The organism is Flavivirga amylovorans (assembly GCF_030540875.1).
Classification (GTDB): domain Bacteria; phylum Bacteroidota; class Bacteroidia; order Flavobacteriales; family Flavobacteriaceae; genus Flavivirga; species Flavivirga amylovorans.
This window is the reverse complement of the sequence record NZ_JAUOEM010000001.1, coordinates 798,700-813,198: the sequence shown is the minus strand read 5'-3', so window position 1 is coordinate 813,198 and position 14,499 is coordinate 798,700. Positions and strand designations below refer to the sequence as shown.

Below are 14,499 nucleotides of genomic sequence, written 5' to 3'. Positions count from 1 at the left end.
TTAACTTCTTAACAGAATTATAGTAACCCTCTACCTATCTTGTTTAGTTTACCATCTGCATCGTATTCTTTAACCAATTTATCTAAAATACCATTTATAAATATGCTACTTTTTGGTGTAGAATATTCCTTAGCAATTTCTAAATATTCGTTAATAGTTACTTTAACTGGTATAGATGGAAAATGATGTAACTCACTAATAGCCATTTGTAGTAATACGTAATCTACATTAGCAATACGGTCTGAGTCCCAATTTTTGGTTTTAGCTTCTATTTCTTTATTAATTACAGATTTATTTAAAAGTGTTTTTTTGAATAAATCAACTGCAAATTTCTGATCTTCAGAATCCTTATATAATTTAGGCGTAAAATGATTTTCTGTAGAAGTTACTTTAACTTTTCTTAATAGCTTTAAAATGGTCGTATTTACCGTTGGCAAATCATCTAACCAAGTTAAGTTTTTATCTTCTAAATACTCATAAAGTTTATCGTTAGGAGCAATAATATCTTTAAACACATCAACAATAAAACCTTTATCCTCTTTAAAGTCAGACACTCTAGTTTCCATATAATCTTTATACAGATCACTTTTAGTAATTGCTTTAAAAATAACATCTACATACTCTCCATCTAATTCCCAATTGGTTATTTTATGAGCATCTAACTGGTCTTTTAATCTTAAGCTATCACCTAAAAGTTTAAGCAATTGATTATTAACAAATTTCTTATTAGGATCTTTGTCTTCCTTAGTAGCTAAATGCTTTTTTCGCTTTTTTTGTAAATCGTCTTCTGCTCTTTTTTGGACTTCAAGCAATAACGAGATCAATAAGAGGTACAAGTTGTACATATTATCTATACTAAACAGTAAGAATTTTTGATCTTTAGTAAAATCGTCACTTTCTCCTCCCTTAAAGGCATAAAGAGTTTGCATTACTTTTACCCGAATATGTCTTCTATTTAGCATAATTACAAAGAACTTAAATTAAAAAATATAGCAGTGTTTCACTGTTTTTCCGCTGCAAAAATAATACTATTTTGAGAAGTAACTTCATATTTTCTTTTAATTATTCGAATAATATTTTAAACTATATTTAACAATTACCCATTGCTAATACATCCATTTTATTATCATTAATACATTATATTTGCTGTCCGATTACTACAAGGTAAATGAAAGAATTACAACATTTAAATAAATACTTCTTAAAATATAAAGCCCACCTTTTAATAGGTATGGTAATTACTGTTGTAGCTAGAATTTTTCTACTCTTCACGCCACGCTATGTAAAACAGATTTTTGTTGTGGTTGAAAAAGCTTTAAAAGGAGTGATTACCGAAGACGTTTTTAAAGCAGAGCTATTAGAAGCCATTCTTTATATTATTGGAGCAGCTATAATAGGCGGTATCCTTACTTTTTTCATGCGCCAAACCATTATTAATGTATCACGTTATATTGAATTCGATTTAAAGAATGAGATTTATGATCAATATCAAAAACTCTCTTTAAATTTTTATAAAAACAATAGAACGGGAGATTTAATGAACCGTATTACCGAAGATGTAGGTAGGGTACGTATGTATGCAGGACCTGCCATCATGTATAGTATCAATACGTTTGCTTTGTTTGTTGTTGTTATTATCTATATGATTAATGCGTCTCCTAAATTAACGCTATATACCGTTTTACCATTACCAATTCTTTCTGTTATAATATATAAGTTAAGTAAAGAAATACACAAGCGTAGCACCATAGTTCAAGAGTATTTATCTAAACTTTCAACGTTCACTCAAGAGTCTTTTAGTGGTATTTCTGTGATTAAAGCCTATGGTATAGAGCCACAAACATCGACAAATTTTAAGTCGCTTACTTTTGAAAGTAGAGAAAAACAAATCAGTTTAGCAAAAGTACAAGCTTGGTTTTTTCCAATGATGATTTTACTTATTGGTACAAGTAACTTACTTGTAATTTATATTGGAGGCATGCAATATATTAATGGTGAAATTGAAAGTATAGGAATTATTGCAGAATTTATTATTTATGTAAATATGCTTACATGGCCAGTGGCAACTGTAGGTTGGGTTACTTCTATAGTACAACAAGCTGCTGCATCACAAAAACGAATTAATGAGTTTTTAAAAATCGAGCCAGAAATTAAAAACACCGTAAACACAAATACAGAGATTACTGGTGATATTCGTTTTAATAATGTTTCTTTTACTTATGATGATACTAATATTCAAGCATTAAAAGACATTAGCTTTGATATTAAATCAGGAGAGACACTAGCTATTATAGGTAAAACAGGGGCTGGAAAATCTACAATTTTAGATTTAATAGGTAGGCTTTATGATATAAATGACGGGGATATTATTATAAATGACACAAAAATTAAAGACCTTAATTTAAATAATTTAAGAGATCATATTGGTTATGTACCACAGGACGCCTTCTTATTCTCCGATTCTATAAGGAATAATATTAAGTTCGGAAAAGAAGATGCTACCGAAGATGATGTTATTGAAGCTGCAAAAAATGCGCAGGTACATAAAAATATTATCAAATTTAATAATGGTTATGATACTGTATTGGGCGAACGAGGCATTACACTTTCTGGCGGACAAAAGCAGCGTGTATCTATTGCGAGAGCTATTATAAAATCACCAAAAATATTACTTTTCGATGACTGTCTGTCTGCTGTTGATACAGAGACTGAAGAAAAAATACTAAAGAATCTTAATAAAATTTCGAAAGGAAAAACAACAATCATTGTAAGTCATAGAGTTTCATCTGCTAAAAATGCAGATAAAATCATTGTACTAGATGATGGTAAAATTGTGCAAGAAGGCACGCATGAAACGCTTATAAATATAGATGGTTACTATAAACATCTCTACTTAAAACAATTGAGCGAAACGACTTCAAACTAACATTAAACTTACTAATATCCAATCAAAATAAGGCGTTATTATTTTTTAATTTAATGCAATAAAAGACAATATTTAAAAAAGAAACTTCATTATTTGTTGGTTAGTATCTCTTTTTTTTAGATTTTTGATAACCAATTTAACGATAATTAAAATAAATTTCTATACACTATGAATAATAATGATATGATGGAGAGAGAAGAGATTTTTTCGAAAGTATTAAGAGCAGGAAGACGTACCTACTTCTTTGACGTAAGAGCTACTAAAGCGGACGATTATTACTTGACTATTACTGAAAGTAAGAAATTCACAAACGATGATGGTTCGTTTCATTACAAAAAACACAAAATATATATTTACAAAGAAGACTTTTCTGAATTCAAAGATATATTAGCTGAAATGACTGATTATATTATAGAAAAGAAAGGTGATGAAGTGATTAGCGAACGTCATCAAAAAGACTTTAAAAAGAGTTATGAAGTTGAAAAAACAGAAGAAACTTCTACAGATGATGGCGATACACACAAACCTGCTGAAAGTTTTACTGATGTAGATTTTGATGATATATAATTAAACAACTGTTTTATTATAAAAACCGTTTCAACTTGAAGCGGTTTTTTTATGTTTGATTTTTAAATGATTCTGCTGTTTTTCCTCCTTTTGAATAACATAATAAGCTAATTAAGCAACCTGCGTTCCATTTTTCACTTTATTTTCTGGGTGCAAGAGCATCACGTCTTTACCATTAACGGCACCTAATACTAAACATTCACTCATAAATTTAGCGATTTGTTTTTTAGGGAAATTTACAACGGCCACTATCTGCCTTTGTTGTAAATCTTCTTTTTTATAAAGCGTCGTGATTTGTGCAGACGATTTTTTAATTCCTAAATCTCCAAAATCTATAGTAAGTTGGTATGCAGGGTTTCTTGCTTCAGGAAAATCATTAACTTCAATAATGGTTCCTACTCGTAAGTCTACTTTAGTAAAATCTTCAAAAGTTATGGTATCATTCATTTTTTAAAAATACAAATTACCAAATGAACTTTAAAATGGTTACTAACAAATTGGAATAATATTTTTCTTTAGATGTATCAAATAGAAAAAAATAACGAACTTTGAGAAAACATAAATTATCATGGCCAGAACTCCTTCTAACATGCTTCCTTTAGGAACTCAAGCTCCAGATTTTAATCTATTTGATACTGTATCTGGAAATAATGTATCACTTAATCAATTAAAAGGAAGTCAAGCTACTGTAATTATGTTTATTTGCAATCATTGCCCTTTTGTTATTCATGTAAACCAAGAAATGGTTTCCATTGCAAATTCATACTCCAAAAAGGGTATTAGCTTTATTGCTATTTCCAGTAACGATGTTATTAACTACCCTCAAGACAGTCCAAAAAATATGGCTATTCATGCAAAAAATGAAAACTATCCGTTTTCATATTTATATGATGAAACACAAGATATCGCAAAGGCCTATGACGCAGCATGTACTCCCGATTTTTATATTTTCAACGCTGATCTTAAATTAACGTACAGAGGACAATTGGATGACTCTCGCCCAGGAAATGGGATACCCGTTACTGGTAAAGATTTAAGGCATGCTTTAAATTGCCTAATCGAAAATAAAGATAATACGACCCTACAAAAACCAAGTATTGGCTGCAATATTAAATGGAAAAGTAATTAAAAGCGTAACTGCCAAAAGCCAACATCAAGCCACTTTCCAAATTTTAACCCCACCTCTTTAAAATGCGCCACTTGATTAAAGCCAAATTTCTCATGCAACTTAACACTTGCATCATTTGGTAATGTTAAACCTCCAAGGACAATATGATAGTTTTGTTCTTTTAATTGAGATAATAGCTCTCTATATAATTTAGTTCCTATTTGTTTTCCTAACACACCGTGCTTTACATATACTGTAGATTCTACTGTATGTTTATAAGCAGGCTTAGGGCGCCATTTGCTTCCATATGCATATCCTAAAATCTCATTATTCTCTTCATCTTCAAAAACAATGAATGGATAATCAGCATTAATACGCGTAATTTTATCTTCAAAAGCCTCTAAAGACAAAGCTTCGTCATCAAAAGTAACTATAGAATTTAACACATAATAATTGTAAATATCTAAAAGTTCCTTCGTATCACTTACATTAAAAGACCTAATCATTGCTTATTTCAAATCCAATTGTTACGTTTCAACACATGCTCTATATGTGCATAATGATGACTACTATGCCAGGCATAATTCCCGATGTTATAGCTTAATAACACTTCAGAGTTTGTTTCCGGATGCAAAAAACTGGCATTTAAATCTTCTTGAGATAGTGTCTTCAATAAATAAACAAGTTTAAAATGAACTGCTTTTATGTGATGTATAGACATATCTATTGGAGCTGTTTTAGAATCTATGAGTTCTGCCCAGCGTTCTTCGAAATAAGCTTTTATAAGTGGTTTATCTTCTGTTAATGCCCATTTAAATCTGGTATAAGCATGGTGATGGCTATCAGACACATGATGTATTACCTGTCTTACAGTCCACCCACCAGGTCTATAGACTGTGTCTAATTGATCATCTGTTAAGTCTTTAACAAGGTTTTCTAAGCGATTTGGAAAATGTTCTAATATGGAAATCCAACTTTCAATATCTTGTTTAGTAACATTTGTCGGGCATTCAAACTTTCCTATCGGGTATTTAAATTTTTCTAATTGTTGTTCTGTCATAAGAACAAATGTATAAATTGTTATTTAATTTCTATTAAACCACTCTTTACATAATTGACAGCTTCATACAACGAATTGAATTTTTTTATTTTTTTATTAAAAAATAAATTTTCAGTCATGATACCCAACCTTGCCGTTTTTTCATCTGAAACAATTAGATAAGCTTTTAAGCTATAGCTATTTTTAAAAAATTTCAACCAGTCGGATGCAATAGTAGAATAAGAGTTAATTCTATTAGAAATAAGAATCGTATTTACGCCTTTAGTTCCTAAAAAATTTGCTATATCATTAGTGAAAATTTTTGCATGATCTTCCCAATTAAGGACAACACCCTCATTAATTTCAGAAACTACGTATTCTTTAAAGACAAACATAGTACCAAAGGAATAATTAAATTCCTTAATGACTTCTGAATATAAACTTGTATCCTTAACGCTAACCATAGCGCAAAAATATCTTTATAAATCTTTAAAAATGAAAATAATCGATGAACAAAATAAATACATACTCCATAAGTTGAAATCAATAATTACATAGATTAAAGTCTAATTATTGTATAAAAAAACACCTACAAAGCAGGTGTTTTTTCAAAGTCTATATCTTATATATAGATTATTTCACATCCATCAACTCAACATCAAAAATAAGAGTAGCGTCTGGTGGTATCACACCTCCTGCACCTCTACTTCCATATCCTAAATGACTAGGTATTACAAAACGTGCCTTATCTCCTACTTTTAATAAGCTAACACCTTCATCCCAACCTGGAATAACTTGACCTACTCCTAAAGGAAAATCAATGGGTTGGTTACGTTTGTATGAAGAATCGAAAACAGTGCCATCAGACAATTGTCCTTTATAATGAACAGATACTGTTTTACCTGTCTCAGCATTTACTCCGCTTCCTTCTTGAATTATTTGATATCGTAAACCACTCTCTGTTTTTTTAAAACCCGTTGCAATTTTATCTAATTCTGCTTCTGCTGCTTGTTTTGCTTCTGCCAATCTTTTTTCTCTAGAGCCTTCAAAGGTTCTAAAAGCCTCAATAGCATTATAAGCTTCAGCATCATTACCTACACGAATTATTTCTAGGCTATCAATAGAATCCCCTTGAGCTATAGCGTCAACAACATTTTGACCTTCTGTTACTTTACCAAAAACGGTATGATTATTATCTAACCATGGTGTTTCAACATGGGTGATAAAAAACTGACTTCCGTTAGTACCCGGTCCAGCATTCGCCATAGACAAAACTCCAGGTGTGTCATGTTTTAAATCTGGATGAAACTCATCATCAAATTGATACCCTGGATTTCCAGAACCTGAACCTTGTGGACACCCACCTTGAATCATAAAATCTGGAATTACTCTATGGAATTTTAAACCATCATAATAAGGTGTCCCCTGAGGTTTTACTTTGTTTTCAAGATTACCTTCTGCCAAAGCAACAAAATTACCTACTGTTCCTGGTGTTTTTTGATATTCTAAAGCAACAAGGATCTCTCCTTTTGTTGTATTAAATTTTGCGTATAAACCGTCTTGCATTGTTCTAATTTTTAAGAAAGTGCAAAGATAGAAAACAAAGTGAGAAGTACGATGATTGTCATATAAAGTATTTCTCAAAAAAACAATATATTCAGAGAATATTCAAATAATTTCCATGAAGCATATTGTTGTAAGAAGGGCTACTATTCAAGATGTTACGTCCTTAACTTTATTGGCTAGAGTTACCTTTAGAGAGGCTTTTGGTACGTTTTTTAAAGATAATCAAACCTTGATTGATTATTTTGATACGTCATTTTCTATTAAAGTTATGACAGCAAAATTAAATGATAAAAATAATGTGTTTTTATTGCACTTTCTGATGATCTTCCTGTTGGATATGCAAAATTGCTAAAAACATTCGCCTTCTAAATACATAAAAAACTCTAACATTTCTGAGTTGAAACGTATTTATGCGTTACATGATTTTTTAAATTATAAAATCGGACATCCATTACAAAATATGGTTTTTAACGAAGTGAAAAAGATTGGAACAAACAATACTTCGAATCTTCTGTTATGGGTAAGTCTTTTAATTAGCTACTTCGCTAATAAATTTAATACGATATAAACGTAACTCTTCATCTTCATAGTCACCATCAAACTCCTCGACAGCTCCATCAATATTATCAGATTCTGATTCCATAAAGTAGTCATGGATTTCTTCTTGCTGATCTTCATCTAAAATATCATCAATCCAATAACTGATATTTAATTTAGTACCAGAATAAACAATAACTTCCATTTCTTTAATAAAATCTTCCATAGACATCCCTTTTGACGATGCGATATCATCCAAAGGTAATTTTCTATCTATATTTTGAATGATGTATAGCTTATTTGCAGAGTTAGTTCCTGTAGACTTTACAACTAAATCATCTGGACGTACTATATCATTTTCCTCAACATATTTTGAAATCAATTCTACAAAATCTTTACCATATTTTTTAGCTTTTCCTTCACCAACACCATGTACATTTGCAAGTTCTGCTAAGTTTATTGGGTATTTTAAAGCCATATCCTCAAGCGAAGGATCTTGAAAAATAACAAATGGTGGTACTCCTAACTTTTTTGCATTCTTTTTACGCAAATCTTTAAGCATTCCCATTAATAATTCATCTGCTACCGCTCCACCACTTTTTGTCGCTGTAATAATAGTTCCATCTTCTTGTTCTCCTTCAAAGATGTGATCTTCAGTCATCATAAACGACACTGGTTTCTTTATAAAAGATCTACCAACTTCGCTTAATTTAATAACCCCATAAGTTTCAATATCTTTTTTAAGATATCCTGCTACCAACACTTGTCTTAACAGTGCCATCCAATATTTGTTATCTTTAGCTTTACCTTGTCCAAAAAATGGTTGCTCATTGGTTTTATGAGAATTAATTAAAGCATTCTCTTTACCAACAATAACGTTTACTAAATCTTTAGATTTATATTTTTCGTTCGTTTTCTCTATCGTTTCTAATAATATTATAGCATCTTCTTTTGCTTCATGTTTCTTTTTGGGGTGCCTAACATTATCATCCATATCGCCACCTTCACCAGTCTCATTATCAAACTCTTCTCCAAAATAATGTAAAATAAATTTTCTCCTAGAGATTGATGTTTCTGCAAAAGCAACCACCTCTTGCAATAATGCATGTCCAATTTCTTGTTCTGCAACAGGCTTACCAGACATGAATTTTTCTAATTTTTCAATGTCTTTATATGCATAATAGGCTAAACAATGTCCTTCACCTCCATCACGTCCTGCTCTACCGGTTTCCTGATAATAACTTTCTATACTTTTAGGAATGTCATGATGAATTACAAAACGTACATCTGGTTTATCTATTCCCATACCAAAAGCAATAGTAGCAACAACCACATCGACATCTTCCATTAAGAATTTATCTTGATAACTAGATCTTGATTTCGCATCTAATCCGGCATGGTACGGTACTGCTTTTATACCATTTACTTGAAGTACTTGAGCTAGTTCTTCTACTCGTTTTCTACTTAAACAGTATACAATACCGGATTTACCCTCATTTTGTTTTACGAATCTAATAATATCTGCATCAACATTCTTTGTTTTTGGTCTAACCTCATAATATAAATTAGGTCTGTTAAAAGAAGCTTTAAATGTTTTTGCATTATTAATACCTAAATTCTTTATAATATCTTCTTGAACTTTAGGGGTGGCAGTTGCCGTCAAGCCAATAATGGGAATACCATCTCCTATCCTACCAATAATATGTCGTAAATTCCTATATTCTGGTCTAAAATCGTGTCCCCATTCACTAATACAGTGCGCCTCATCAATAGCCATAAAAGATATTTTTACAGACCGCAAAAACTCAACGTTTTCCTCTTTGGTTAAAGATTCTGGTGCGACATATAATAATTTAGTAACACCATTAACTATATCTTCTTTAACACGCCTAACTTCAGTTTTATTCAATGAAGAATTTAACACATGAGCTACGCCCTCTTCATTAGAAATTCCACGAATGGCATCTACTTGATTTTTCATTAATGCTATTAATGGCGATACCACAATAGCAGTTCCTTCTTGCATTAATGCAGGCAACTGGTAACATAGTGACTTTCCACCACCAGTTGGCATGATTACAAACGTATGATTTTTTGATAAAATACTTTCGACTACATCTTCCTGCAAGCCCTTGAATTGATTAAATCCAAAATATTTTTTAAGAGCAGAATGCAGATCACTTTTGGTTAATAACATGAACTGTATAAAAATTTATTTACTTATTATCACACACTATAACATTAAAATTTGAATGATTAATTTAATAGCATATTAGAGATCCCCTCATATTTTTTTTCGTTAGTTTTGTAACGAAAATCCAAAGTACAACAAAATTTAATTTGATTATCATTAAAGATAATAAAATCTTTAAAAGCATCAACTAAAAAAAATATAAATTTTGAATAGTAAAGATTCTATTACACAAACCGCAAAATTAACAATAAAAACAGAAAGTCAAGCTATTTCCAACCTAGCTAATTTAATAACTGACGATTTTTCTGATGCAGTACAACTTATTTATAATTCCAAAGGTCGAGTAATTATTACGGGAATTGGAAAAAGCGCCATTATTGCTAATAAAATTGTTGCCACATTAAACTCTACCGGAACACCGTCCGTTTTTATGCATGCAGCCGATGCTATTCATGGAGATTTGGGGCTTATTCTTAAAGATGATGTCGTTATTTGTATTTCTAAAAGTGGAAATACTCCCGAAATTAAAGTTTTAGTCCCCTTAATAAAAAGTGCAAAGAATAAAATGATTGCTATAACGGGAAATAAAGATTCCTTTTTAGGGCAACAAGCAGACTATATTCTAAATGCATATGTTGAAAAAGAAGCTTGTCCAAATAATTTAGCACCAACTACAAGCACTACGGCACAGTTAGTTATTGGTGATGCACTTGCAGTTTGCTTATTAGAATTACGTGGTTTTTCCAGTAATGATTTTGCAAAATATCATCCAGGCGGCGCCTTAGGGAAAAAATTATATTTACGTGTTCATGATATATCATCGGTAAACGAAAAGCCTAAAGTAATTCCATCTACAAACATAAAAGAGATTATTATAGAGATTACCGAAAAAATGCTGGGTGTTACTGCTGTTGTAGAAAACGATAAAATTGCTGGTATTATTACTGATGGTGATTTACGTAGAATGTTGAGTAAAGTTGATGATTTTTCATCATTAACTGCAAATGATATCATGAGTGCTAACCCAAAACGTATTAATGCTGAAGCAATGGCTATTGAAGCTTTAGAAGTTATGGAGACTAATGGTATTTCACAATTGCTTGTCGAAGAAAATGGTAACTATGCCGGAGTCATTCATTTACATGATTTAATAAAAGAAGGTATTATATAATGGCAAAAAAGGATATAAATGAGATGTCTTTTTTAGATCATCTTGAAGATTTAAGGTGGCATTTAATTAGAATTTGCTTAGCAGTTGTAATAGTTGCTACTTTAGCTTTTATTTTCAGCAGATTTGTGTTTGACGCTATTATTTTTGCGCCATTAAACATGAGTTTTCCGACTTATGATTTTTTATGCAGAACAGCTAATTTTATAAATGTAGATACTACTTTCTGTAATGAAAAAATACCTTTAATTATACAAAATAGAACGATGGCTGGACAATTTTCGGCCGATATATGGACAGCTATTTTAGGAGGGTTTATCATCTCCTTTCCTTACGTTATTTATCAATTATGGAAATTTATTAGCCCTGGATTGCATTCTAATGAACGTAAACATTCCAGAGGGTTTATTGTAATTTCATCATTTTTATTCTTTTTAGGAGTATTATTCGGTTACTATATTGTAACGCCTTTGTCTATTAATTTTTTAGCAAACTATAGTATCTCTACAATGGTTGACAATCAAATTGATATTAGCTCATATATTGCATTAGTTAGATCTTCTGCACTAGCTTCTGGCTTAATTTTCGAATTGCCGATTATTATTTATTTCTTAACCAAAATAGGGTTGGTAACACCAGAATTCTTAAAAAAATACAGGAAGTATGCGCTAGTAATTGTATTAATCTTATCAGCAATTATTACGCCTCCAGATATTGCCAGTCAAGTAATTGTCGCTATTCCAATTATAATTTTATACCAAGTGAGTATTTATATTTCTAAAGTTGTTATTAGAAATCAAAAAAGAAAAGAAAAAAGACATGTCCGACATAGTTAATGAATTTAATGAATATCGTTCTAAAATGAACGATAAGATTTTAGCAGATAATAACAAAGTAATAAAACGCATCTTTAATTTAGATACTAATGCTTTTACAGAAGGAGCTTTGGATGTTAAGACTAAAGAGCTTTTAGGTTTAGTTGCTTCGGCTGTTTTACGTTGTGACGATTGTGTAAAATATCACATGGAAACTAGTCATAAAATTGGTTTAAAAAAGGAAGAGGTTGTTGAAGCTTTAAGCATAGCAACCTTAGTTGGTGGCACTATTGTTATTCCTCATTTACGTCGTGCCTATGAATTTTGGGACGCCTTAGAAGGTCAAAGCTAAATAAATTTTACTCCCGTCGGACTCCTAGCAAAATAACAAACAAGATAAAATTAGAACATCTGCTATAATAGTGTATATGATTTTACTATTTTTAGCGTTCAGTATATAACTTATGATTTTAAAAGCCGAAAATTTGATGAAGTCCTACAGTGGACGGAAAGTGGTTAAAGATGTTTCTCTTGAGGTTAATCAAGGTGAAATTGTTGGTCTTTTAGGGCCTAATGGAGCAGGAAAAACAACCTCTTTTTATATGATTGTTGGCTTAATAAAACCTAATGGCGGTCATATATTTTTGGATAATACTGAAATCACAAAATACCCGATGTACAAACGTGCACAAAATGGTATTGGTTACTTGGCACAAGAAGCTTCAGTTTTTAGAAAATTAAGTATTGAAGATAATATTTTAAGTGTTTTACAGCTTACGAAACTTAGTAAGAAGGAACAACAGCATAAAATGGAATCCCTTATTGAAGAGTTTGGTTTAGGCCATATTCGGAAAAGTAGAGGTGATTTATTATCTGGAGGAGAGCGCCGTCGTACAGAAATTGCACGTGCCTTGGCTACCGACCCTAGTTTTATTTTATTAGATGAACCATTTGCAGGTGTAGATCCTGTGGCTGTTGAAGACATACAACGTATTGTAGCACAACTTACCAAAAAGAATATTGGGATTTTGATTACCGACCATAACGTACAAGAAACGCTTGCTATTACCGATAGAACGTATTTAATGTTTGAAGGTAGTATTCTTAAAGCTGGAAAACCAGAAGAGCTTGCTAACGATGAAATGGTTCGTAAGGTCTATTTAGGTCAAAATTTTGAGCTTCGTAAGAAGAAGATCAGAGATTAGGCACTAAGCCATTTATATATAAATAAATATCACACTTTTTATTTGACTAGTGGATTCCTGCTTTCGCAGGAATGACAAACATTACAAAATGAATGGTACTACAAGTATTAACTTACTTGCTTCTCACTCCTTGTTTTGTTTTTCAAATGAAGACACCACCACTTGTCATTTCTGCGAAAGCAGGAATCCATATAAATAGCATAAACATTAAACCACTTCTGTGTTTTTATTCAAGTAGATAGATCCAATCTTTAGACTGATCTTTTATTATTAAGTTTATCTTCCATTCAAAGAAACTGATTTCTTTCTAAGTTCAACTTTGTCTTTATTTTTGCTTTCCCTCACCTATTTATAAACCTTTTAACTTATAACAACATAATTTAATAAACAATCTTATAAAAAATAACACTACACATTTTGAAATATTAAAAATTTAATCATATCTTTATGATATCAAAATAGTATCATTTTAAATTAAAATATAAATCATGAAAGAAGAAAAAATCATTACACCCGCTAACGGTTATCTTATGCTACTTACTTTTTTAATAATGCTTATAGGAGGTATTTTTACTCTTGTTATAACCGAAAACTTCATTTTTATTATATCAATAATCATTGCAATTTTTATTGCGCCTGGTTTTATAATGGTACAGCCAAATAACTCGAGGGTATTATTGCTTTTCGGAAAATATGTAGGTACTATTAATAAAAATGGTTTCTATTGGGTAAATCCTTTTTATACAAAAAAGAAGATATCATTACGAGCAAGTAACTTTGATAGTGAGCGTTTAAAGGTAAATGACAAACTTGGTAACCCTATTATGATTAGTACTATTTTAGTTTGGCGTGTTCAAGACACTTATAAAGCAGCTTTTGATGTAGATAACTATGAAAACTTTGTTCGTGTACAAACAGATGCGGCAGTTCGTAAACTGGCTAGTATGTATCCTTACGATAATTTTGCAGATGAAGGGCATACTGAAGATATTACATTACGTTCCAGCGTTAATGAAGTAAGCGAAACGTTAGAAAAAGAAATTGATGAACGCTTGTCTATTGCTGGTATTGAAGTATTAGAAGCTAGAATTGGTTACTTAGCTTATGCTCAAGAAATTGCAAATGCGATGTTAAAACGTCAGCAAGCAACAGCCATAGTGGCTGCAAGACATAAAATTGTAGAAGGCGCTGTGAGTATGGTTGAAATGGCACTTGAAGAATTAGGAAAGAAGAACATTGTAGATTTAGACGAAGAGCGAAAAGCCGCTATGGTAAGTAACCTTATGGTTATACTTTGCGGCGATAAAGATGCCTCTCCCGTTTTAAATACTGGTACTTTAAATCAATAAACAATACATTTGCATCTTCGTATTT

General features: G+C 31.2%; 16 protein-coding genes. 9 read left to right on the top strand and 7 right to left on the bottom strand.

The annotated features are described in order from the left end of the window. Window positions 1-17: 17 nt before the first annotated feature. Complete coding sequence (gene nusB, locus Q4Q39_RS03285; protein ID WP_303280936.1) at window positions 18-929, bottom strand: transcription antitermination factor NusB; 912 nt, start codon at window positions 927-929, stop codon at window positions 18-20. A gap of 239 nt (window positions 930-1,168) precedes the next feature. Here nusB and Q4Q39_RS03280 point away from each other — a divergent pair, with 239 nt between their 5' ends. Further along, a complete protein-coding gene (locus tag Q4Q39_RS03280; RefSeq protein ID WP_303280935.1) occupies window positions 1,169-2,926 on the top strand; it encodes an ABC transporter ATP-binding protein in 1,758 nt (585 codons plus the stop codon). A gap of 168 nt (window positions 2,927-3,094) precedes the next feature. After that, window positions 3,095-3,493 carry a PUR family DNA/RNA-binding protein gene (locus tag Q4Q39_RS03275; protein WP_303280934.1) on the top strand — a complete coding sequence of 133 codons (399 nt, stop codon included), beginning with the start codon at window positions 3,095-3,097 and terminating at the stop codon, window positions 3,491-3,493. A 111-nt stretch (window positions 3,494-3,604) separates the two neighbouring features. On the opposite strand, the gene Q4Q39_RS03270 is transcribed toward Q4Q39_RS03275, so the two are convergent. Then, entirely contained in the window at window positions 3,605-3,940 is a 336-nt protein-coding gene (locus Q4Q39_RS03270) for a tRNA-binding protein (RefSeq protein WP_303280933.1), read from the bottom strand. Window positions 3,941-4,061: 121 nt separating this feature from the next. Here Q4Q39_RS03270 and Q4Q39_RS03265 point away from each other — a divergent pair, with 121 nt between their 5' ends. Continuing rightward, a complete protein-coding gene (locus Q4Q39_RS03265) occupies window positions 4,062-4,622 on the top strand; it encodes a thioredoxin family protein (RefSeq protein ID WP_303280932.1) in 561 nt (186 codons plus the stop codon). On the opposite strand, the gene Q4Q39_RS03260 is transcribed toward Q4Q39_RS03265, so the two are convergent. The 4 genes from Q4Q39_RS03260 to Q4Q39_RS03245 form a co-directional block, all read right to left on the bottom strand. After that, window positions 4,619-5,107 (bottom strand): GNAT family N-acetyltransferase, encoded by a 489-nt coding sequence (locus Q4Q39_RS03260; RefSeq protein WP_303280931.1) that lies wholly within the window; start codon window positions 5,105-5,107, stop codon window positions 4,619-4,621. The genes Q4Q39_RS03265 and Q4Q39_RS03260 overlap by 4 nt on opposite strands. 8 nt (window positions 5,108-5,115) lie before the next feature. After that, on the bottom strand, window positions 5,116-5,661 hold the full coding sequence (locus Q4Q39_RS03255) for a YfiT family bacillithiol transferase (RefSeq protein WP_303280930.1): 546 nt from the start codon (window positions 5,659-5,661) through the stop codon (window positions 5,116-5,118). A 20-nt stretch (window positions 5,662-5,681) separates the two neighbouring features. Next, entirely contained in the window at window positions 5,682-6,104 is a 423-nt protein-coding gene (locus tag Q4Q39_RS03250) for a hypothetical protein (protein ID WP_303280929.1), read from the bottom strand. 169 nt (window positions 6,105-6,273) lie between these two features. Beyond that, window positions 6,274-7,206, bottom strand: coding sequence for a peptidylprolyl isomerase (locus Q4Q39_RS03245; protein ID WP_303280928.1), 933 nt, complete (start codon window positions 7,204-7,206; stop codon window positions 6,274-6,276). Window positions 7,207-7,321: 115 nt separating this feature from the next. Here Q4Q39_RS03245 and Q4Q39_RS03240 point away from each other — a divergent pair, with 115 nt between their 5' ends. Beyond that, window positions 7,322-7,558, top strand: coding sequence for a hypothetical protein (locus tag Q4Q39_RS03240; protein ID WP_303280927.1), 237 nt, complete (start codon window positions 7,322-7,324; stop codon window positions 7,556-7,558). A gap of 177 nt (window positions 7,559-7,735) precedes the next feature. On the opposite strand, the gene Q4Q39_RS03235 is transcribed toward Q4Q39_RS03240, so the two are convergent. Further along, the gene (locus tag Q4Q39_RS03235; protein ID WP_303280926.1) at window positions 7,736-9,940 is read right to left on the bottom strand and encodes a RecQ family ATP-dependent DNA helicase; all 2,205 of its coding nucleotides are present in this window, start codon (window positions 9,938-9,940) and stop codon (window positions 7,736-7,738) included. Between the two features lie 202 nt (window positions 9,941-10,142). Here Q4Q39_RS03235 and Q4Q39_RS03230 point away from each other — a divergent pair, with 202 nt between their 5' ends. The 5 genes from Q4Q39_RS03230 to Q4Q39_RS03210 all read left to right on the top strand — a co-directional run bounded on the left by Q4Q39_RS03230 (window position 10,143) and on the right by Q4Q39_RS03210 (window position 14,474). Further along, a complete protein-coding gene (locus Q4Q39_RS03230) occupies window positions 10,143-11,108 on the top strand; it encodes a KpsF/GutQ family sugar-phosphate isomerase (RefSeq protein WP_303280925.1) in 966 nt (321 codons plus the stop codon). Continuing rightward, complete coding sequence (gene tatC, locus Q4Q39_RS03225; protein WP_303280924.1) at window positions 11,108-11,941, top strand: twin-arginine translocase subunit TatC; 834 nt, start codon at window positions 11,108-11,110, stop codon at window positions 11,939-11,941. Before Q4Q39_RS03230 ends, tatC begins: the two co-directional genes overlap by 1 nt. Continuing rightward, entirely contained in the window at window positions 11,925-12,272 is a 348-nt protein-coding gene (locus Q4Q39_RS03220; protein ID WP_303280923.1) for a carboxymuconolactone decarboxylase family protein, read from the top strand. Before tatC ends, Q4Q39_RS03220 begins: the two co-directional genes overlap by 17 nt. Window positions 12,273-12,384: 112 nt before the next feature. Next, window positions 12,385-13,125, top strand: a complete 741-nt coding sequence (lptB, locus tag Q4Q39_RS03215) for an LPS export ABC transporter ATP-binding protein (protein WP_303280922.1) — start codon at window positions 12,385-12,387, stop codon at window positions 13,123-13,125. Between the two features lie 488 nt (window positions 13,126-13,613). Next, a complete protein-coding gene (locus tag Q4Q39_RS03210) occupies window positions 13,614-14,474 on the top strand; it encodes an SPFH domain-containing protein (RefSeq protein ID WP_303280921.1) in 861 nt (286 codons plus the stop codon). The last annotated feature ends 25 nt before the right edge of the window (window positions 14,475-14,499 follow it).